Source organism: Bradyrhizobium sp. STM 3557 (genome assembly GCF_045571465.1).
Classification (GTDB): Bacteria; Pseudomonadota; Alphaproteobacteria; order Rhizobiales; family Xanthobacteraceae; genus Bradyrhizobium.
The window spans coordinates 2,385,795-2,405,707 of the sequence record NZ_CP120697.1 but is presented as its reverse complement, the minus strand read 5'-3'; the positions used below and the strand labels follow the sequence as shown (position 1 = coordinate 2,405,707).

Here is a 19,913-nt window from a genome sequence, read left to right as displayed (position 1 = left end):
AGGCTAGCGCGGCCGGCTGCTCTCGATCAGCTCAGCCGCGCCCTTTGCCAAGAGGTCGAGCCCGACCGCGCGACCGAGTTCGCGCGGCCGATCGGCGGGACCGGAGTGCTGGGCCTCGATGAAGCGCCCCCCTGCCTCGTCGAGCACGGATGCCGTCAGCGTCATCGCGTTGCCGTCGATCGCCGCGAAGCCCGCGATCGGCGAGTTGCAATGGCCGTTCAGCACCCACAGCACCTCGCGCTCGGCATCGGCGCAGGCGCGCGCCGCCGCATCGTCGATCGAGGCCAGAATGCGCCGCGTCTCCCAGTCGGACGCCACGCACTCCACGGCGACGATGCCCTGGCCCACCGCAGGCAGCATGTCGGCAACCGGAAACTCGTACGCCGCGCGCTCGATCAGCCCGACGCGCTCCAGCCCCGAGCGCGCCATGATCAGCGCGTCCGCAGGGCCGACCGTGCCGCCGTTCGGGAGTCGCTGCAACTCGCCCTTGTCGAGCTTGCGGATGCGGGTGTCGGCCGCGCCTCGGAAATGGATGATCTCCACATTCGGAAACAGCCGCCGCGCATAGGCGGCGCGGCGTACCGCATTGGTGCCGATCTTGAAGCCCCTGCCCCCGTCCTTGCGAAATTCGTCCAGCGACAGCCCCGGCCGCAACACCAGCACGTCGCCGGGCGGATCGCGCGACAGCAGCGCAGCGACGACGAGGCCCGGCGTCTCCTCATTGCCCGGCATGTCCTTCAGCGAATGCATCGCCGCATGCAGCTTGCCCTCGCGCATGGCGCGGCGGATCTCGGCGACGAAAGCGCCGCCCTTGCCGCCATGGGTCAGGAGCTTGCTGGTCTGATCGGCATCACCGGTGGTCTCGAACTTGACGATCTCCACCTCGAGCGTAGGGATCGCGGCCGTCAGGCGGCGGGCGATCTCCTCGGTCTGCACCAGGGCCATGGTGCTCTTGCGCGTGCCGATCCGGAAATGGTGGGCCAACAGCAAAACTCCTCAAATCAGCTTGCGTCCTGCAGGATCATGTCGGACGCCTTCTCCGCGATCATAATGACCGGCGCATTGGTGTTGCCCGACACGAGGTCCGGCATGATCGAGGCGTCGACCACGCGCAGGCCTTCGATGCCGTGCACGCGCAGCCGCTCGTCGACCACCGCCAGCGCATCATGGCCCATCCGGCAGGTCGAGGTCGGATGATAGACGGTGCTGCCGGTCTGGCGGCAGAACGCCAAGAGGTCCTCGTCGCTCACCAGCTTCGCGCCCGGATAGACTTCGTCGACCACATACGGCTTCAGCGCCGGCGCCGCCAGGATTTTCCGCAAGATCCTGAGACCATCGATGTTGGCGCGGCGGTCGGTCTCGGTGGCCAGATAGTTGATGCGGATTTCCGGCGGCGCGGCCGGATCGGCGCTCCTGATCCGCAGCGAGCCGCGGCTCTCGGGCCGCAGCTGGCAGACCGAGGCCGAGAAGCCGGAAAAGGTATGTAGCTGCTCTCCCATTTTGTCGGTCGAGAACGGGATGAAATGGATCTGGATGTCCGGCGTGGCAAGCCGCGGATCGGTCTTGAAGAAGGCGCCGGAGGTGCCAGCCGCAATGGTCAGCGGCCCCTTGCGGAACGCGGCGTAGCGTGCACCGGCCGCCACCCGGCGCAGCGGATGGTTGATGATGTCATTGAGCGTGATGCGCTGGCTGCAGCGCGTGACGATCCGCACCTGCAGATGATCCTGCAGATCATTGCCGACGCCGGGCGCATCCAATACGACGTCAATACCGTGTTGCTTCAGAAGCTCCGCAGGTCCCACGCCGGAGAGCTGCAGCAGCTGCGGCGAGTTGTAGGCGCCGCCGGAGACCAGAATCTCCCGGCGTGCCCGCGCGGTGCGCACGGCTCCGCGCTGACGGAATTCGACCGCCCTTGCCCGCCGGCCCTCGAAGACAAGGCGCTGCGCCAGCGCATCGGTCTCGATGCACAGATTGCCGCGGCCCTTGGCCGGACGCAGATAGGAGAACGCACTCGAGGCGCGACGGCCGCGGCGCGTCGTGGTCTGGAAGAAGCCGGCGCCCTCCTGCGTGGCACCGTTGAAATCCGGGTTGTAGGGAATGCCGGTCTCGACCGCGGCCTTCACGAAGGCTTCCGAAAGCGGGTCATCGTGGCGCCAGTCCGAAACCGAGAGCGGACCGCCGGCGCCGTGATACTCGTTGGCGCCGCGCTGCTGATTCTCCGCCTTCTTGAAATAGGGCAGCACATCCTCATAGCCCCAGCCGACATTGCCGCGCTGGCGCCAGCGGTCGTAATCCTCGTGCTGGCCGCGCACATAGAGCAGGCCGTTGATCGAAGAGGAGCCGCCGAGCACCTTGCCGCGCGGCTGGAACACGGAGCGGCCGTCGAGGCCGGGCTCCGGCTCGGTCTGATACATCCAGTTGACGGTCTTTTCCTTGAACAGCTTGCCGTAGCCAAGCGGGATGTGGATCCAGATGTGGCGATCCTTCGGGCCGGCCTCGAGCAGCAGCACCGAGTGCCGGCCGCTTTCGCTTAAGCGACTCGCCAACACGCAGCCGGCGGAGCCCGCGCCGACGACGATATAGTCGAATTCCAAATCCGCCTCCGGCGACGCTGCGCCATTGCCAACCATCATTTCCCCCGGAACCGCTCGTTTCTTCTTATGCCTGCAGATACCATAAAGGCCGGTCATGCAAGCGGCAATTCGGCGCGGCTACAGGGGCAGACGCGCGCGGTGTCACGAGGCGCATTCCAAGCCGCGCTCGGCGTTTTACGGCGATCGCGGCTGCGCAAGGAGTCGCGCGGCGTGTCGCGCGATCATGGTCTCCTCGTCAGTCCTGATGACGAAGACCCGCGCGCGTGACCGATCGGTCGAGATCACGGTCTCGCCGGCCTGGTTGCGGGCGTCATCCAGCTCGATGCCGAGCCACTCGAAACCGTGGCATACGCGCGCGCGCACGCGCCAGGCGTTCTCGCCGATGCCGCCGCAGAACACGACGGCGTCGAAACCCGAGAGGATCGCCGCCATCGCGCCGAGCTCGCGGCGGATGCGGAACGCGAAATAATCGATGGCCTGCGCCGCCTCCGGCGTGCCGGCGGCCTCCAGCTCGCGCATATCTTGCGACAGGCCGGACAGCCCCTTCAGCCCGGAGCGCTTGTAGAGCAGATCGGTGATCTCCTCCGCGCTCATGCGCTTCTCCTGCAGCAAATAGAGCACCACGCCAGGGTCGAGCTCGCCGCAGCGGGTGCCCATCGGCAGGCCATCAAGCGCGGTGAACCCCATCGTCGAGCCGACGCTGCGGCCGCCCTGGATCGCGCACATCGAGGCGCCGTTGCCGAGGTGCATGATCACCGCCCGCTCAATCGATGGTGCGATCTGCTTCAGCCGGCTGGCAACGTACTCATAGGACAGGCCGTGAAAGCCGTAGCGGCGAATGCCTTGATCATAGAACTGGCGTGGCAGCGCATAGGTGTCGTTGACCCAGGGATGCACACGGTGGAAGGCGGTATCGAAGCAGGCGACCTGCAGCGCATCGGGAAAGGCGCGTTGCGCGGCACGAATGCCGGCGAGATTGTGCGGCTGGTGGAGCGGCGCCAGCGGCGTCAGCTTCTCCAGCTTGTCGAAGCTCGCCGCATCGAGCGCGATCGGCTGCGTGAAATCGGTGCCGCCATGGACGACACGGTGGCCGACGGCTTCAACCGCGGCGTGCCCGATACTCTTCCGCAGAAGCTCCAGCACCGCATCGAGCGCGGTCTCGTGGTCGGCCGCCTTTGCTGGATCGAGCCGCTCGTCGGCGATCGCCTGGTTGCCCTGCTTGGCCTGGAGATGAGGCGCATGCGTTCCGAGTCCATCGACCTCGCCGCGCAGGCGCTCGACCGGTTCGGCACCATGCTCGAACAGCGCGAACTTGATCGAGGACGAGCCGGCATTGAGCGTGAGGATATGCTGAACCATTCCGCGATCCGCGATCAATGCCCCCGGGGCCAATGTCAGCCAGGGATCATCGAAAGTCTATCGCGATTGTCGCAAGCCCATGCCTGGCCGCTTGCGTCTCATCCACCAGGTCCTTTCGAGGAATCCGCGCCATGCGACGCCTGGGCGCCGTTCTTGGGTTCGTCGGGCGCCACGTGCGGCTCGGCCTTGGTCTCCGGCGCCTGATCTCCGTGGGTCTGAGGTGCCGCTTCCGGCTTCGCCTCCGGCGCCGGCTTCGGCGCTTCGATCAGTGCCGTCGGCTTGGCCTGGACGATCGGCGCGACCTCCGCCTCGGCGACGCGGAACAAATAGTCCTGCGCCGAGCTGGCAAACAGATAGGCGCCGCCGCCGGGATCCTTCTTGTAACGATAGGTAACAGTGCTTCCGTCCGTCCGCTTCACCACCGCCTCGACATCCGGATTGTCGGCTTGCGCGAGGGCCTCCTTGCCTTTGCCCTGCACGGTATCGAACAGCGGATGCGCGATGGCGCTGGCCAGCGCGTCGATCTTGTCGGCAAGCGGCTTCTCATCCTTGGTCAGGCCGGCGAGCGTGAACTTGCCGTCCTTGCCCTCGACCGTAATGTCGCCGAGCGTGATGCTGGCGATCTTGTCGCGTGGCGTATCGAGCAGATCGCGATTCATCCATGTGTCGGCGCCAGAGCCGGCATCATAGGCCGCAAGCTCCACGGTGTAGATGCCGGCCGCATCGCCGGCACGGACATGAACCTGGCGATAGGATGGCGAAGTGCCGATCAGCAGCTCGCCGACCTTGCTGCCGCCACTGCTCAGCACCACGCGGCGATCGTGAGTCTTCTCCGTCACCTTGAAGCGCTCAGCGGCCGCCGATGTCTCCGCAACGGGCCAGCCCTTCTTCAGCGCCGCCAGCTTGTTCAGGAAACTCTCCACCCTGGCCTGATCCGCCGGAAAGCCCGCGGAGGATGGGATGACCCATTTGCCGTCCTGCTTCCGCAGCTCGATCGCCTTGCCGGCATCGTCATCGATCGCGATCTGGTCGATCTTTGCGGGCTGGAATGCGAGCAGCGGCTCCTTGGCATCGAAGGCGGCATGGTCCGAACGGGTGAACGCGACGGCCAGCGCGAGCGCAAGCTGGGCGCCCAACAGGGCTGTCAGAACGAGAACGATCGGCCGCCTCATGTCGTGGCTCCCTCTGTGCCGAGCATGGTGAGATATCTTTTGCGGGCGCCGAGCCGCAGCGAGCGACGCACGATGAAGACGATGCCCAGCCCCAGCAGCGCCAGCGCGTAGTTGAGATATTCCCAGAACATCTGGCTGCCGCTCTTCATCGGGGCCAGCGTGCGCGAGAACTGTCCGCCGCGATTGCGCAGCGCCAGCAGCCCGCGATCTTCCAGCGACCAGTCCACCAGATTCTGGGCGAAGTTGACCGGCGCGAGATATTGCGTGCGGTCGACGCTGGAGGCGAGACCCAGCACCTCGTCCGAGAGGAACGTGCCGGAGCCGATCAGGATCAGCCGGCCGCTCTCGGGCGAACGGCCGATCACGCCAGTGATGCTGGGCTTGGCATCCTTGTCTGCCGCAGCGCCTTTCGAACCATTATCTGCGGTGGCCTTCTGCTCCGGCGTGTCCTTGGCCGGCGCATCTTTGGCAAGTGGCGACGGCTTGCCGGCGAAGAACGAGGTGAACTCGCCTTCGATCATCGCGCCGAGCAGCTGCCGCCCCTCCTTGCTGCCGGCGGGGAAGCCGATGTCTGGATGGGCCTCGAAGTCCGGCACGACGTTCGTCGTCTTGGCGGCCCATGAATGCGGCGAACTCTCGATCAGCCGCACCACCTTGCGCTTGCTGTTCTTGTCGGGCGCGATCGAGAGCGGCGAGGCCCAGGACAATGTGAGCTGCTGCGTGCCCGCCGTAGGTGCCGCGCCCTGCGCCAGCCCGTCGCGGCGGATATCGGCGAAGAACGGGTAATCCATCAGCTGGATCTGGCGCACCTTGATGCCGCCGCCGACGTCACGCTCGGCCGGAATCGGAAACGGCGCGTTCTGCCGGTCGAGCACCAGGCTGTCATCGACATGCAGGCCCTGGAACTCCAGCCATTGCTCCAGCCCGGACGGCATCGTTGCGACGTTGAGCTCGCCACGCAGGCTCGGCTGATAGGGCGAGGTCGCCATGATGACCGTGCCCCCCTTCATTAGGAACTGATCGATCGCGAACACCTGCTTCTCCTCAAGCTGTTGCGGCGAAGCGACAAACAATATGTCCGCATTTTCCGGTACCCGGCCGTCCCTGAGATCCGTTGCGTCGACCGAGGCGTTTTCCTCGAGCTTCTGCTTGAGAAGATCGAAGGAAGGACCGCCACCGCCGGGAATGCCGAGCTGCGGCATGCCCTGCTGACGCGGCGGCGTGTAGAGCGCCACGGTGCGCAGAGCGCCGGGTGTGAAGCGCTTCAGCTCGGCGTCGATGTTGCGTTTGAGGCCGTCCTTATCGAGCGAGTCGGGCAGCGGAATCTGCTCGGTCTTGTCACCGCTCTTCAGGATCAAATGGAACCAGAAGCGCCGCGGACTGAGCAGGCCGGCGGACAGCGGCTCCAAGCCGTAATCATCCTGCAGCATCTTCGCGGTCTTGCCGCCGTCCGCGTCGGGATCAACGATCTCGGCATTCAGCTTGCCCGGCGCCTTGGCCTGGTAGTCCTTGATCAGCTCCTCGAGCCCGCTTTTCAGCGCGGGCAGCGGATCCGGCAGCTTCTCCGCCGAAATATAGGCCTGCAGCATCACGGGCTGCGGCAGGTCGGCCAGCACGTCACCGGAGCCGCGATAGCCACTCAGCACCTTCTTGATGGCGCGCGTGATCGTGTATTCCGGGTCGCGCAGATTGACATTGAGATTGCCTTCACCCTCGCCACGCTCCTTGACCTCGATCAGATCACGAAAGCCGAGCGCGCTGTATTCGTCACCATATTTGACGAGAATGTTGAAATAGGAGTTCGTCACCGAGGCCTGGTATTTGCTCGAGGTCTGGAACGGCACCGGCTGGATACCGTATTGCTTGTTGGCCTCGGCTTCGAGCGCGGGGTTCTGCTGGGGATCGACGAACTCGACCCGCACCTTGCCCTGCCCGGCGATCTCATATTCCTTCAGGAGATCGCGCAGGCGCGGCACCAGCGGTGCCAGCAGCGGATGGGTCTGGGCGCTGAAATAGCCGCGGATCAGAAGTGGCTCCTGCAGCTGGCGCAGATAGGAGCGCGTCTCGTCCGAGATCGAGTAGATATGACCTGACGTGAGATCGGCACGCGCTTGCGTAAGCTGACCGAGCCATAGATTGACGGCGATCAGATTGGCGATCGTGAGCCCGGCGATCAGGCGCCAGCGCCGGTGCTGCGGCGCCCGTCCCTGCGCGGACCAGCGCACGCTCTCCAGCACATAGAGGTTGAGCACCAGGAACACGCCGAAGATGCTGAGATAGTAATAAAGGTCGCGCAGATCGATGACGCCGCGCGCGATCGATTCGAAGCGCGAGCCCGCGCCGAGCAGCCGCAGCAGCTCGCCCCCCTCATTGCCCAAGAGCGACGTCAGCGTGCTAGAGCCGAGCAGATAGAACACGCCGCAGATCAGGGTCGACACGATCAGGCTGATCACCTGGTTGTCAGTGCGAGCACTGACGAACAGGCCGATCGAGATGTAGGCCGACGCGAGCGCCAGCGCCGCGAGATATCCGCCCAGGACCGGGCCCCAATCGAGCTGGCCGATCAGCGACACCGTGAGCGGGAGCGGGAGGGTCAGCGCCAGCGCGATAGCAACCAAGGCGAGGCAGGCCAGGAATTTGCCGAGCACCAGCTGCAACGGCGCCACCGGCGTCGTCAGCAGGAACTCCAGCGTTCCCGCCCGCCGCTCCTCGCTCCACATCCGCATGGTCACGGCGGAGACGAAGAAGATCATCAACACCGGCATCCACTCGAACAGCGGCCGGACATCGGCGATGTTGCGGGCGAAGAAGCGATCGACCCAGAAGAACAGGAACAAGGTGATCGCGAGGAACGCGGCCATGAAGATGAAGGCAGCCGGCGAGGCGAAGAAGGCGGCCAGCTCCTTGCGGGCGATACGAAGCAAATTACGCATTGTGGGCCTCTTCGTGAGCTGCGCCGACCGCTGTGATCTCGGCGAAAAGGGCTTCGAGATCGCGCTGTTCGGGATGCAGCGCGTAGAGGTCGAGACCGCCTGCCGTGATCGCGCGCGCCACGGCCGGCGCGACGATGTCCGGGCCATGCCCGTTGAGCCCGAGCGCATAGGCATGCGCGGCGCCCTGATCGGCCAGGCGATCCACGCGCTTCACCAGCCCGAGTCCGGCGATCAGCGGCTCCACTGTCTCGGGCGGCCCGCTGGTGACGAGCCGCAGCCGGGCGGCGCCGCCCAGCTCATCCATCCTGGCATCGAGCGCCAATTTGCCGCGGTTGATGACGAGCACTCGTTCGCAGACCGCACGCACCTCCTGAAGAATGTGAGTGGAGAGAATGACGGTCGCTGTCTCAGCGAGTGTCTTGATGAGGCCGCGCATCTGCGCAATCTGCGCGGGATCGAGCCCGTTGGTGGGCTCGTCCAGGATCACGATCTTGGGCTTGTGCAGAATGGCCTGCGCGACGCCGGTGCGCTGACGATAACCGCGCGACAGGCTCGCGATGGGAGCCGTGGCCTTCTCACCCAGGTCCGTTGCCGCGATGGCATCGCGCAGCGCCTGCGGCCGCTCGCTCGGAGGAATCCCCTTCAGCTCCGCAGCATAGTCAAGAAACTCGACGACCGTCATCTCCGGATAAAGCGGGCAGTTCTCGGGCAGGTAGCCGATCAGCGCCTGCGCCTGGCGCCGCTGCTCGCCGATATCGTAGCCATTGATCGAGGCCGTCCCGGAGGTCGGCTCCAGATAGCCGGTCAGCATTTTCATGATGGTGGTCTTGCCGGCGCCGTTATGGCCGAGCAGCCCGACGATCTCGCCATCTCCGACACGAAAGCTGACGTCATCGACGGCGATGAAGGACCCGTATTGACGAGTCAGATTCTGTGCGGAGATCATGGTCGGCGGTCCTCGTGAACTTTATCTCGTTGGCAGCCTCTTCGGGCTCTTGCGCGCAAAGCATTCGGGGCATCGGCAACCCGCGACGCGTCGAACGGATCGATTCGGTCTTGATCATCGTGATGCGGGGAGATGAATGGCGTGCCGAAGGTGCTGCCGGTCTACGCTCGGCTCAGCGAACCTCTCATGATCATCCAGTCGAAGAGCACATTGCGGGATAAGCCTGCGCTACAAAAGCTCCGCCGGTTGGTCCGGCGAGACTACTGACGACCTTGTAGTGGCTGATCTGTAATCAAAGCGCGGCCCGCGTATCAATGGTCACCGCGCTCTCCAACTCTTCACATGCGCTCAATTGCGTGTGAGCACGAAGGACGATCATTGAAGATGGGCTCGGATCGGCAATGGCGATCGTAGAAGCACGCGCGGAGACCGACGGCTCATTGCTGGCGATGGGGTGACGCGGATTGCCGCCTTCCCCTTGCGTTGGTCCGCTGCTGGTCCGCCAAGGATGCTCATCGAAGGAGACCTCCACGCGCGAGACATGCTGCAAAGCAGCAAAGTACAAGAGGCATTTGCCCAAAAAATCGATTTTCGATTGACGATCAAAATTCGGATTGCCATGGTGTGCGCATGAGCAGTGTAGGCGACGTGGATCTAAGTTTCGGGGCCGACACGGAGCGGCCGAGAAGCCTGACATCGGCAGTGCAGGAGCGGCTGCGCGCCGACATCCTGGCGACGCGCCTGCTGCCAGGGCAGAAGCTGCACATCGCCGGCCTTGCCAAACAGTTTTCCGTCAGTCTCGCCGCGGTGCGCGAGGCACTGTCGCGCCTGGTCGCCGATGGCCTCGTGCTGGCCTCGGATCAACGCGGCTTCCGCGTCAGCCCGGTCTCGCTGGCGGATCTCGCCGACGTCACGCAAAGTCGGATCGACATCGAGGGGCTCGCATTGCGACGCTCGATCGAGCGTGGCGACTCGGCATGGCTGTCGTCCGTCGAGACGGCCTGGGAGGCGCTGCGGGCCGTTCCCTATCGGTATCCGGACGATCCCAGCGTCCATTACGAGCTCTGGGTCGTCCGCCACCGCGTGTTTCATCGGACGCTCGTCAGCGCCTGCGGCTCGCAATGGCTGCTCGGCTTTCGCGATGTCCTGCATGAGCAGAGCGAGCGCTATCGTCGGCTGTCGATCCGGCGCGAGGTGGGCCAGCCGCGTGATGTCGATGCCGAGCATGCCGCGATTGTTTGCGCCGTGCGTCGGCGCGATGCGGATGCAGCCGTGGCCGCGCTCTCCAGCCACTTCGCGACAACCATGCAGTTCGTCCAGCTTGCGGCGCCCAAGATTCCGGAGGTGATCCGCTAGTCTTTCACCGTCGACGAACAAGCAAAAACAGATCGGGAGGACATCATACATGACCATTGCTCGCCGCCTCGCCTTGAGCCTGCTCGGCGCCGCAGCGCTTGCGGTCACATCCTATGCTGCGCAAGCTGAGACCATCCGGGTCGGGCTGCCGACCAAGACCTATTGGCCGACGACGATCGCCGAGACGGCGGTGCGGCAGAAGCTGTTCGAAAAGGAAGGCATCAGCGCCGAGCTCACGATCTATCGGGGCGGCGCCGAGACTTTTGAGGCGATGGCGGCGGGAGCGGCCGACATCATCCTTGATCCACCGTCGCTGGTATCAGCCGGCCGCAAGAAGGGCGTGATGTCGAAGCTCGTCGCCAACGCCGCGATGGGCAATTTCGGCTGGCAATTGATGGTGCCAGCCAAGTCGGCGCTCGAGGTGAAGGACCTCAACGGCAAGAAGGTCGGCATCACCTCCGCGGGCTCGGGCTCCGACCTGCTGGCGCTGTGGACCATTCAGGACAAGAAGATCAATTTTACCCGCGTGCCGGTCGGCGGCGGCGGCCTGGTGCCGAATCTGCTCTCCGGCAATGTCGATGCCGCCGTGGTGTATTCGCCGCTCAGCTTCCAGATCGGGAAATCGGGCGAAGCGAAGGCCATTCTGGACTACGCGACATCAGTGCCGCCGAACCTCACCGCCGGCTGGATCGTGCCCGACAAGCTTGCGCAGGACAAGCCAGCACTGGTGCAAAAGGCGCTGAACGCGCTCTACGGCGCCGTCGCCTTCATGCGCGCCAACCGCGACGTCACGGTGAAGCTGATCGCCGAGCTCTATGAGATGCCGGCCGATATCGCCGCGCTCGAATACGACAACACCATCACGAAGGTGGAGACCAGCGGCGACATGTCCGCCGCCAACGTCAAGGACGCCGTGCAGCTATCGCTCGATCTCGCCAAGCTCGGCGGGTTGAAGGACATCGTACCAACCGAAGACGTGATCTCGACCCAGTTCAAGCCGGTGCCGACCAAGCCATGAGGCTCGTCACGGTCCATAGTCTTGCGCTCAAGCTCGCGCGCCTGGCGGTGATCCTCGTGATCATCGCCGGTTGGGAGATGGCCTCGCGCACCGGCCTCATCAACCCGCGGCTATTGCCCTCCGCCTCCGAGACGCTGTCGATGCTGCTCAATCTGCTGGGGCGCGCGGCCGTGCGCAAAGATCTCAGCGTCACGGCGATGGAGGTGCTCAGCGCATTCGCGCTCGCCGTCCCCTTCGGCGGCCTGATCGGATTTCTGATCGCTGAGAACCGCTATTTCGCCGACGTGGTGAAGCCGCTTTTGTTCTTCGCCTTCAGCATCCCGAAATCGATCTTCCTGCCGATGTTCATCCTGGTGTTCGGCGTCGGCTTCGCCCAGAAGGTCGGCTTCGGCTTCTTCTCGACCATCTTCATCGTGATCATGTCGACCACGACCGCGGTCGAGTCCGTCAGGGTCGAATATCTCACCGTGGCCCGCTCCTATGCGGCGACCCCAGCGCAGACCGCGTTCCGGGTGTATCTGCCGGCGATGCTGCCGGTGCTGCTGGAAGCGCTGCGGATCGCCATGATCTTCAATCTCACCGGCGTCATCCTTGCTGAAATGTACGCCTCGCGGGACGGTATCGGCCATCAGATCGCGACCTGGGGCGAGAACTTCCAGATGCCGCAGCTGCTCGCCGGCGTGGTCATCATCGCGGTGATCGCGATCAGCTTCAACGAACTGATCAGATGGGTGGAAACGCGATGCAGCCATTGGCGAACGTAACCCCGCTAAAGCCCTCGCCTCGCGCGGGCGCCATCGAGGTCCGGAGCGTCAGCCAGGTCTTCAAGACCGCGACCCAGGAGGTCGTCGCGCTGTCGGATGTGTCCCTCGAGATCAAACCGGGTCGCTTCGTCGTTCTGGTCGGACCCAGCGGCTGCGGCAAGTCGACCCTGCTCATGATGATGGCCGGGCTGCAGCGGCCGGGCTCGGGCACGATCCGGATCAACGGTGCGCCGATCGAGAAACCCGATCCCAACCGGGTCGGCGTGGTGTTCCAGGAAGCGAGCCTGTTTCCCTGGCTGACGGCCGAGGACAACGTGGAATTTCCCCTCGCCTTGCGCGGCATCCCGAAGGCCGAGCGGCGCGCCAAGGCCGAAGAGGCCTTGAAGCTGGTCGGGCTCGAAGGCTTTGGCAAGCGCCATCCGCATGAGCTGTCCGGCGGCATGAAGCAGCGCGTTTCGATCGCGCGCGGGCTGGTGCAGGACCCGCCGGTGCTGCTGATGGACGAGCCGTTCGCCGCGCTCGACGAGCAGACCCGCATGACCATGGGCGACGAGCTGCTGCGGATCTGGGCCGCGACCGGGAAGACGGTGGTGTTCGTGACTCATAGTCTCACCGAAGCCGTCTATCTTGCCGACGAGGTGGTGGTGATGTCGGCGCGGCCCGGCCGCATCGTCGATACGTTGCAGGTGCCGCTGCCGCGGCCGCGCACCTATGACATGCTGTCCGGCGACACCTTCGGGAGCTTGCGCGACCGGATCTGGCGCCACATCCGCAAGTCGGCGTGAGGTTGCCATGAAGGCGCAGAGCCTCCGCACCCTGATCGTCATCGCGCTGATCGTGCTCTGGGAGGCGCTGCCGCGCAGCGGCCTCGTGCCCGAGCTGTTCCTGCCGTCGCTGTCCTCGACGCTGGCCGCGGGCTGGACCGACGCCGGCGAATATGGCCATGCGCTGCTGACGACACTCTATGAGGTCGCGATCGCGATGCTGTTCGCCTGCGGCGGAGGCATCCTGCTCGGCGCCATCGTCGGCAGCCTGCCGCGCCCGCGCATCCTGATCATGCCGATCGTCTCCAGCCTCTACGCCGTGCCGCTGGTGATTCTCTATCCGGTCTTCACCGTGTGGTTCGGCATCGGTGCCGAATCCAAGATCGCCTTCGCCGCGATCTACGGTTTCCTGCCGACCATGCTCGCGACCGCCGCCGGCATCCAGACCATCGATCCGCAGCTGCTGCTCGCTGCGCGCAGCATGGGCGCGACCATGAGCCAGCGGCTGGTGCGCGTCGTGCTTCCCGCGGCGATCCCCACCGTGCTGTCCGGCCTGCGGGTCGGCGGGGCGCTCGTCATCGTCGGCGTCGTGGTCTCGGAGATGCTGATCTCCTCGGCCGGCATCGGCTATCTGATCTCGCGCTACCGCACCGTGCTCGACAGCCCGCATGTGTTTGCCGGCGTGCTGCTGGTGCTGGCGCTCGCGATCGTCTTCAACGCCGCGATCCGCCTGCTCGAGCGCAAGGCCGCGATCTGGCAGACCGGCACCCGCGGCGCAGCGCGCGATGTCGCATCCCCCGCCCTGCAGCCGGCCACCTGACGGACGCCGCTTATGTTCGACCTGACGCTGAGCTTCGACAACGGCCCCGAACCCGGGGTGACGCCCCGCGTGCTCGATATCCTCGCTGAACGCGATCTCAAGACGACATTCTTCGTGATCGGCGAGAAGCTCACCGAGCCGGCGCGGTGGACGCTCGCCCAGCGGGCTCACGACGAAGGCCACTGGATCGGCAATCACACCTTCACCCACAGTGTGCCACTCGGCGAACAGCGTGATCCGGAGGCCGCGGAAAAAGAGATCGGTCGCACGCAAGCGCTGATCGGCGACCTCGCTCATCCCGCGCGCTGGTTTCGCCCGTTCGGCGGCGGCGGCAATCTCGATCATCGCCTGCTCAAGCCGTCGGTGGTCGATCATCTCGTCATCCACGGACATAGCTGCGTGCTGTGGAATGCGATCCCGCGCGACTGGGACGATCCCGATGGCTGGGTCGACCGCGCACTCGACCAATGCCGTGCGCAAGCCTGGAGCTTGATGGTGCTGCACGATCTGCCGACCGGCGCGATGGTCCATCTAGAAGAATTTCTCGATCGCGCCGGCGCCGCCGGCGTCCGCTTCCGCCAGGACTTCCCACCCGATTGCCTGCCGATCCGCGACGGAAAAATCGTGCGGCCGATCGACAGCTTCGTTTCATCCATCGAGGAAAGTACGACATCATGAAGATCGCGAGTTTCAAGGCAGCCGGCCGCGCGAGCTATGGCGTGGTCACGGATGGCGGCGTCATCGACGCCGGCCGAAGACTGCCGGAGTTTCCGACGCTGAAGCAGCTGCTGGCGAAGGGCTCGCTCGAGACGCTGCGCAAGCTGCAAGGCGAAACGGCCGACCACGCACTCGACGACGTCGAGCTGCTGCCCACCATTCCGGATCCCGACAAGATCTTCTGCATCGGTGTCAACTACGCGACGCATCTGGCCGAAAGCGGCCATCCCACGCCGCCGCATCCGATGATCTTCACCCGCTTCGCCAACAGCCAGGTCGGCGCCGGCCAGCCGATGATCCGGCCGCTGGAGAGCGAACGCTTCGATTTCGAGGGCGAGATGGCCGTCATCATCGGCAAAGCCGGCCGCCGCATCTCGCGCGAGGCTGCATTCCGCCACGTTGCGGGCTATGCCTGCTACAATGACGGCAGCATCCGCGACTGGCAGCGCCACACCTCGCAATTCGCGCCGGGCAAGAATTTCGTCGGTACCGGCGGCTTCGGCCCGTGGATGGTCACCACCGACGAGCTGACCGATATCGCCGCGCAGACGCTGATCACGCGACTCAACGGCCAGGAGGTGCAGAAGGCGCCGATCTCCGATCTCGTGTTCGATGTGCCCGTGCTGATCGCCTACTGCTCGACCTTCACCGAGCTCGCGCCGGGCGACGTCATCGTCACCGGCACCACCGGGGGCGTCGGCGCCTATCGCAACCCGCCGCTCTGGATGAAGGACGGCGATACCGTCGAGGTCGAGGTTACCGGCATCGGCGTGCTGCGCAATCCCGTCAAGAACGAAGTCGCGCGCTGAGGCGATCGCATCAAGGAGAGCAGCATGAACCTGCCCAAGCATCTGTTGCCGACCACCGTGGTCGGCAGCTACCCGCAGCCGGACTGGCTGCTCGACCGTGCGATGCTGTCGAAATCGGTGCCGCGCGTCCGCATGCAAAGCATGTGGCGCATTCCGGACGCGCAGCTCGAAGAGGCGCAGGATGACGCCACCATCGTCGCGATTCGCGACATGGAGCGGGCCGGCATCGACATCGTCACCGACGGCGAGATCCGCCGCGAGAGCTATTCCAACCGCTTTGCGACCGCGCTCGACGGCATCGACAGCGACAATCCCGCGATCATTACCTCGCAATCGGGACTACAGACGCCGGTGCCGCGCGTGGTCGGCCCGATCAAGCGCACGAGGCCGATCGAGCTGCGCGACATGGAGTTCCTGCGCCGCAACACCGACCGCGCCGCCAAGATCACCCTGCCCGGCCCATTCACCATGAGCCAGCAGGCGAAGAACGAGCACTACGAGGATGACGAGGAGATGGCGATGGCGTTCGCCGCGGCCGTCAACGCCGAGGCGCGCGACCTGCAGAAGGCCGGCGCCGACGTGATCCAGCTCGACGAGCCCTGGGTGCGCAACAATCCGGAGCTCGCGCGCCGCTACGCCGTCAAGGCCATCAATCGCGCGCTCGAAGGCATCACGGTGACGACCGTGGTCCATATCTGCTTCGGCTACGCCGCCGTGGTGCCCGGCTCGACCAAGCCTTCAGGCTACTCCTTTCTCTCCGAGCTCGCCGATAGCAATGCACAGCAGATCTCGATCGAGGCGGCGCAGCCGCGGCTCGATCTCGGCGTGCTGAAGGACCTCTCCAACAAGAGCATCCTGGTCGGCGTGCTCGATCTCGGCGATCCCGAGATCGAGCCGGTCAGCGTGGTCGCAGACCGCATCCGCAACGCGCTCAAGCATGTCGCGCCGGAGCGGCTCGTCGTGGCGCCGGATTGCGGCATGAAATACATGCCGCGCGCCACCGCGTTCGGCAAGCTGAAGGCGATGTGCGACGCCGCCGCGAAAGTGCGCGCGGAGATCGGCTGATGTGCCGGCGACCATCGGCTCGGCCGTTAGATCCCGAGCCGATCGCGCACGCGGCCGGCCAGCACCGTCGCCGTCACCGCCACCGGCCACAGCGCGTGCAGCGGCATCGGCTTGATGCCGCTGATCGGCATGTCGATCTCGGCCTTCGCGCCGCCGATCAGGCGACGGGCGAGCTGCGCGCCCATTGCGGTCGAGAGCGCCACGCCGCGGCCGTTGCAGCCGAGCGAGACCAGCACATCATCCGCAGGTTCATGCACGTGCGGATAGTGATCCGCAGTGATCGCGAGCCGGCTGTTCCAGCCATGGGTCCAGGCCGTGCCTCTCAGCCGCGGCCATAGCCGCTCGGCATAGCGGATCAGATAGGCGATGTCGGCCGGACTGTTGATCCAGCGCATCGGCCCGCGGCCGCCCATCAGCAGGCGATTGTGCTGGTCGATCCGATAATAGACGGTGATGTGACCGCTCTCATAAAGCACCGAGCGCGTCGGCATGATTTCGCGCGCCACATCGTCCGGCAGCGGCGCGGTCGCCGCAATCGAAGAGAATACCGGCACGATGGTTCGGCGCAGATCGGGCCATAGATCGTCGGTGAAGCCGTTGGTGGCGAGCAGCACCTTGTCGGCGCGCACCGTCGCGCGCGGCGTCGTGATGCGCCAGCCGCTGCCCTCGCGTGACAACGACAGCGCTGGTGTTTCGCCATGCAAGGCGGCGCCGGCCGCCATCGCCGCGCGCGCCAGCCCGCGCGCGTAGCTGAGCGGATGCAAATCGCCGCCGCGCGAGTCGAACATGGCACAGACGTAGCGGTCGGTGCCGGTGATGGCGCGCAGCTCATCGCGTTCGAGCAGCCTCACCGGCATGCCGCGGCGGATACATTGCTCTGCCGTGGTCCGAACGCCGCCGGCCGCCGCCTCACTATAAGCCGCCCGCAAGGTGCCGTTCTGCCGCGCCTCGCAAGGAATCTGGTAGCGGCGGATCAAATCGAACGTGAAATTGGTGGTGCCGTAAGCGAAGTCGATCATGCGCCGGCCGAGCTCGGGACCGAAATCGGCCTCGATCTTGTCGGGGTCATGCTTCAGGCCCGGATTGACGTGGCCGCCATTGTTGCCTGAGGCACCCCAGCCGGGCTCCTGCGCCTCCAACACTATCGCCTGCACGCCCTGCTCTGCGAGGTGCAGCGCGGTCGACAGACCCGTGAAGCCGCCGCCGATGATCGCAACCGGCACACGCTTGTCGACGTCCAGCGGCGGCGTGTCGACGCGCTCGACCGCCGTATCGGCATAGAGGCTCGGTGGCAGTGGCTGGCGGGCAGATGTCGTCATGGTCTATCTCGAAATCGTCTCACAACGGATGCAGCACGCGGCGCAGGAAGTCCTGCGTACGCGGGTGCTGCGGCTGGTTGAGCAGGCTCTTTGCCGGCCCCTGCTCGACGATGATTCCGCCATCGATGAACAGCACGCGATCGGCGACCTCACGGGCAAAGCCCATCTCGTGGGTGACGACGACCATGGTCATGCCATCATCGGCGAGCTTGCGCATCACCGCGAGCACCTCGCCGACCAGCTCCGGATCGAGCGCCGAGGTCGGCTCGTCGAACAGGATCGCCTTCGGTTGCATCGCGAGCGCGCGCGCGATCGCCACCCGCTGCTGCTGGCCGCCGGAGAGTTGCGGCGGATGCGCATCGGCCTTGTCGGCGAGCCCGACCTGCGCCAGCAAAGCACGGCCGCGCTCCACCACCTGCGCGCGCGGCTCCTTCTTCACGAACACCGGGCCCTCGATCACGTTCTCCAGCGCCGTGCGATGCGGAAACAGGTTGAAGCGCTGGAATACCATCGAGACCTGAGTGCGGATCGCAGTGATCGACGCACCGTCGCGCGCGACTCGCGTGCCCTCGACGCGGATGTCGCCGCGGTCATAGCCCTCCAGCCCGTTGATGCAGCGCAGAATGGTCGACTTGCCCGAGCCGGAGGGTCCGATGATACAGACCACCTCGCCCTTCTCGACCGAGGCGGAGATGCCTTTCAGCACCTCGTTGCGGCCAAAGCTCTTGTGGACGTCGTTGAGCTCGATCATCGGCGGCTCGCGCGCTTTTCGAAATGGCGCACCAGGAGGATCAGCGGGATGCTCATGGTCAGATACATCAGCGCCACCAGCGTGAACACGCTGGTGTTCTTGAAGGTTGAGGACGCGATCAGCTTGCCCTGCAGAGCCAGCTCGGCCACCGTGATGGTGGAGGCCTGCGAGGAATCCTTCAGCATCATGATCATGATGTTGCCGTAGGGCGGCAGCACGATCCGCACCGCCTGCGGCAGGATCACGCGGCGCATGGTCAGCCACCAGCCCATGCCGATTGAATGCGCCGCCTCGATCTGGCCCTTGTCGATCGCCTCGATGCCGGCGCGGAAGTTCTCCGCCTGATAGGCCGAATAGGCGACGCCGAGCCCGATGATCGCCGCCTGCAGCGCCGTCATCGAGACGCCGAGGTCCGGCATTACGAAATACAGATAGAACAGCAGCACGATGATCGGGATGCCGCGGATCAGATTGATGAGGGCGGCGCTGAGCCACGACAGCGCCGCGACGCCCGACACCCGCATCATCGCCCAGACCAGGCCCAGCAAAGTCGAGAGCAGAAGCGAGCCGAGCGTGACGATGATGGTCAGCGCGACGCCGTTCAACAGGATTGGCAGGAACTCGGCGGCGTCGCGCGCAAACTTCTCCATCAGGACGCCTGCGCCTTGAGGCCCCATTTGTCGAGGATCTTCGCTACCGTGCCGTTGGCTTTAAGCTTCGCAAGCGAAGCATTGATCTTGCCGAGCAGCTCCTGGTCGGCCTTGCGCACGCCGATGCCGACCGATCCGATGATGGTCGGCTTGTAGCTCTCGACGATGCGCACCTCGGGGAAGCCGCCTTGCTTCAGATTGTAGGCGAGGATCGGATAGTCGGCGAAGCCGGCCTTGAGTCGTCCGGCATTCACGTCGCGCAGGATGTCGGGAATGGTGTCATAGGCCCTGACCTCGCTGAACTGGCCGGTCTTCTTCAGCGCGTCGACGAAGGCGGTGCCGACCTGCGCACCGACCACCTGCCCCTTGAAGTCATCATAGCCGGCGTGCTCGGCAGCATCGCTCTTCGGCACGATCAGGCCTTCACCATAAGTGTAGATCGGATCGGAAAAATCGATCACCTCTTTCCGCGCCGGCGTGATGAACATCGCCGCCGCGATGATGTCGACCTTGTTGGCGTTGAGCGCCGCGATCAAAGCCGAGAACTGCATCGGCTCGATCTGCACCGTGAAACCGGCATCCTTGCCGATCTCGGTGATCAGGTCGACCATCAGGCCCTGGATGGTCTGGGTCTTGGTATCGAGGAAGGTGAAGGGAATGCCGGTCGGCGTGCTGCCGACCTTCAGCACCTGCTCGGCCGAGGCCGGGGCGGCTGCGGCCAGCAGCAGAGCCGCAAGTAGGAATTGGGCCAGACGCTTGACGAGCATGACGCGACCTCTTCAGCCGACCCTTTGCGGATTTAACTCCGTGGGCCTATTTTCACCTATATGAAATTCTGGACTCATATCGTCTGGCTTGGCAAGCGGTTTTCATGCA

General features: G+C 65.1%; 18 protein-coding genes. 8 read left to right on the top strand and 10 right to left on the bottom strand.

Features of this window, described 5'->3' with window-relative positions; translation table 11 throughout:
- Positions 1 to 3: 3 nt before the first annotated feature.
- The 6 genes from hemC to P6U24_RS10880 all read right to left on the bottom strand — a co-directional run bounded on the left by hemC (position 4) and on the right by P6U24_RS10880 (position 9,004).
- Positions 4 to 945: a hydroxymethylbilane synthase gene (gene hemC, locus P6U24_RS10905; RefSeq protein WP_407160424.1), complete on the bottom strand. Its 942-nt coding sequence runs from the start codon at positions 943 to 945 to the stop codon at positions 4 to 6.
- Positions 946 to 1,001: 56 nt separating this feature from the next.
- On the bottom strand, positions 1,002 to 2,630 hold the full coding sequence (locus P6U24_RS10900) for a GMC family oxidoreductase (RefSeq protein ID WP_407160423.1): 1,629 nt from the start codon (positions 2,628 to 2,630) through the stop codon (positions 1,002 to 1,004).
- A 138-nt stretch (positions 2,631 to 2,768) separates the two neighbouring features.
- Positions 2,769 to 3,953 (bottom strand): acetate/propionate family kinase, encoded by a 1,185-nt coding sequence (locus P6U24_RS10895; RefSeq protein ID WP_407159124.1) that lies wholly within the window; start codon positions 3,951 to 3,953, stop codon positions 2,769 to 2,771.
- A gap of 98 nt (positions 3,954 to 4,051) precedes the next feature.
- A complete protein-coding gene (locus tag P6U24_RS10890) occupies positions 4,052 to 5,125 on the bottom strand; it encodes a DUF4340 domain-containing protein (RefSeq protein WP_407159123.1) in 1,074 nt (357 codons plus the stop codon).
- On the bottom strand, positions 5,122 to 8,058 hold the full coding sequence (locus P6U24_RS10885) for a Gldg family protein (RefSeq protein WP_407159122.1): 2,937 nt from the start codon (positions 8,056 to 8,058) through the stop codon (positions 5,122 to 5,124). Before P6U24_RS10885 ends, P6U24_RS10890 begins: the two co-directional genes overlap by 4 nt.
- Positions 8,051 to 9,004 carry an ABC transporter ATP-binding protein gene (locus P6U24_RS10880; RefSeq protein WP_407159121.1) on the bottom strand — a complete coding sequence of 318 codons (954 nt, stop codon included), beginning with the start codon at positions 9,002 to 9,004 and terminating at the stop codon, positions 8,051 to 8,053. The genes P6U24_RS10885 and P6U24_RS10880 overlap by 8 nt, the downstream gene beginning before the upstream one ends.
- Positions 9,005 to 9,634: 630 nt before the next feature.
- Between P6U24_RS10880 and P6U24_RS10875 the strand changes: the two genes are divergently transcribed.
- The 8 genes from P6U24_RS10875 to P6U24_RS10840 are packed head-to-tail and all read left to right on the top strand — an operon-like array spanning position 9,635 to position 16,317.
- A complete protein-coding gene (locus P6U24_RS10875; RefSeq protein ID WP_407159120.1) occupies positions 9,635 to 10,360 on the top strand; it encodes a GntR family transcriptional regulator in 726 nt (241 codons plus the stop codon).
- Between the two features lie 49 nt (positions 10,361 to 10,409).
- A complete protein-coding gene (locus P6U24_RS10870) occupies positions 10,410 to 11,378 on the top strand; it encodes an ABC transporter substrate-binding protein (RefSeq protein ID WP_407159119.1) in 969 nt (322 codons plus the stop codon).
- On the top strand, positions 11,375 to 12,142 hold the full coding sequence (locus P6U24_RS10865; protein ID WP_407159118.1) for an ABC transporter permease: 768 nt from the start codon (positions 11,375 to 11,377) through the stop codon (positions 12,140 to 12,142). The genes P6U24_RS10870 and P6U24_RS10865 overlap by 4 nt, the downstream gene beginning before the upstream one ends.
- The gene (locus P6U24_RS10860) at positions 12,121 to 12,927 is read left to right on the top strand and encodes an ABC transporter ATP-binding protein (protein ID WP_407159117.1); all 807 of its coding nucleotides are present in this window, start codon (positions 12,121 to 12,123) and stop codon (positions 12,925 to 12,927) included. Before P6U24_RS10865 ends, P6U24_RS10860 begins: the two co-directional genes overlap by 22 nt.
- 7 nt (positions 12,928 to 12,934) lie before the next feature.
- Entirely contained in the window at positions 12,935 to 13,726 is a 792-nt protein-coding gene (locus P6U24_RS10855; RefSeq protein ID WP_407159116.1) for an ABC transporter permease, read from the top strand.
- Positions 13,727 to 13,738: 12 nt separating this feature from the next.
- Positions 13,739 to 14,404: a polysaccharide deacetylase family protein gene (locus P6U24_RS10850; RefSeq protein WP_407159115.1), complete on the top strand. Its 666-nt coding sequence runs from the start codon at positions 13,739 to 13,741 to the stop codon at positions 14,402 to 14,404.
- A complete protein-coding gene (locus tag P6U24_RS10845) occupies positions 14,401 to 15,252 on the top strand; it encodes a fumarylacetoacetate hydrolase family protein (RefSeq protein WP_407159114.1) in 852 nt (283 codons plus the stop codon). The genes P6U24_RS10850 and P6U24_RS10845 overlap by 4 nt, the downstream gene beginning before the upstream one ends.
- 24 nt (positions 15,253 to 15,276) lie before the next feature.
- Positions 15,277 to 16,317: a uroporphyrinogen decarboxylase family protein gene (locus P6U24_RS10840; RefSeq protein ID WP_407159113.1), complete on the top strand. Its 1,041-nt coding sequence runs from the start codon at positions 15,277 to 15,279 to the stop codon at positions 16,315 to 16,317.
- Positions 16,318 to 16,343: 26 nt separating this feature from the next.
- Here P6U24_RS10840 and P6U24_RS10835 read toward each other — a convergent pair whose 3' ends face one another.
- From P6U24_RS10835 to P6U24_RS10820, 4 genes are read right to left on the bottom strand one after another with little or no spacing between them, the layout of a single operon-like run.
- The gene (locus tag P6U24_RS10835) at positions 16,344 to 17,636 is read right to left on the bottom strand and encodes an NAD(P)/FAD-dependent oxidoreductase (protein WP_407159112.1); all 1,293 of its coding nucleotides are present in this window, start codon (positions 17,634 to 17,636) and stop codon (positions 16,344 to 16,346) included.
- 19 nt (positions 17,637 to 17,655) lie between these two features.
- Positions 17,656 to 18,387 (bottom strand): amino acid ABC transporter ATP-binding protein, encoded by a 732-nt coding sequence (locus P6U24_RS10830; protein ID WP_407159111.1) that lies wholly within the window; start codon positions 18,385 to 18,387, stop codon positions 17,656 to 17,658.
- Positions 18,384 to 19,037, bottom strand: a complete 654-nt coding sequence (locus P6U24_RS10825) for an amino acid ABC transporter permease (RefSeq protein WP_407159110.1) — start codon at positions 19,035 to 19,037, stop codon at positions 18,384 to 18,386. Before P6U24_RS10825 ends, P6U24_RS10830 begins: the two co-directional genes overlap by 4 nt.
- On the bottom strand, positions 19,037 to 19,804 hold the full coding sequence (locus P6U24_RS10820; protein WP_407159109.1) for an ABC transporter substrate-binding protein: 768 nt from the start codon (positions 19,802 to 19,804) through the stop codon (positions 19,037 to 19,039). Before P6U24_RS10820 ends, P6U24_RS10825 begins: the two co-directional genes overlap by 1 nt.
- Between the last annotated feature and the right edge of the window lie 109 nt (positions 19,805 to 19,913).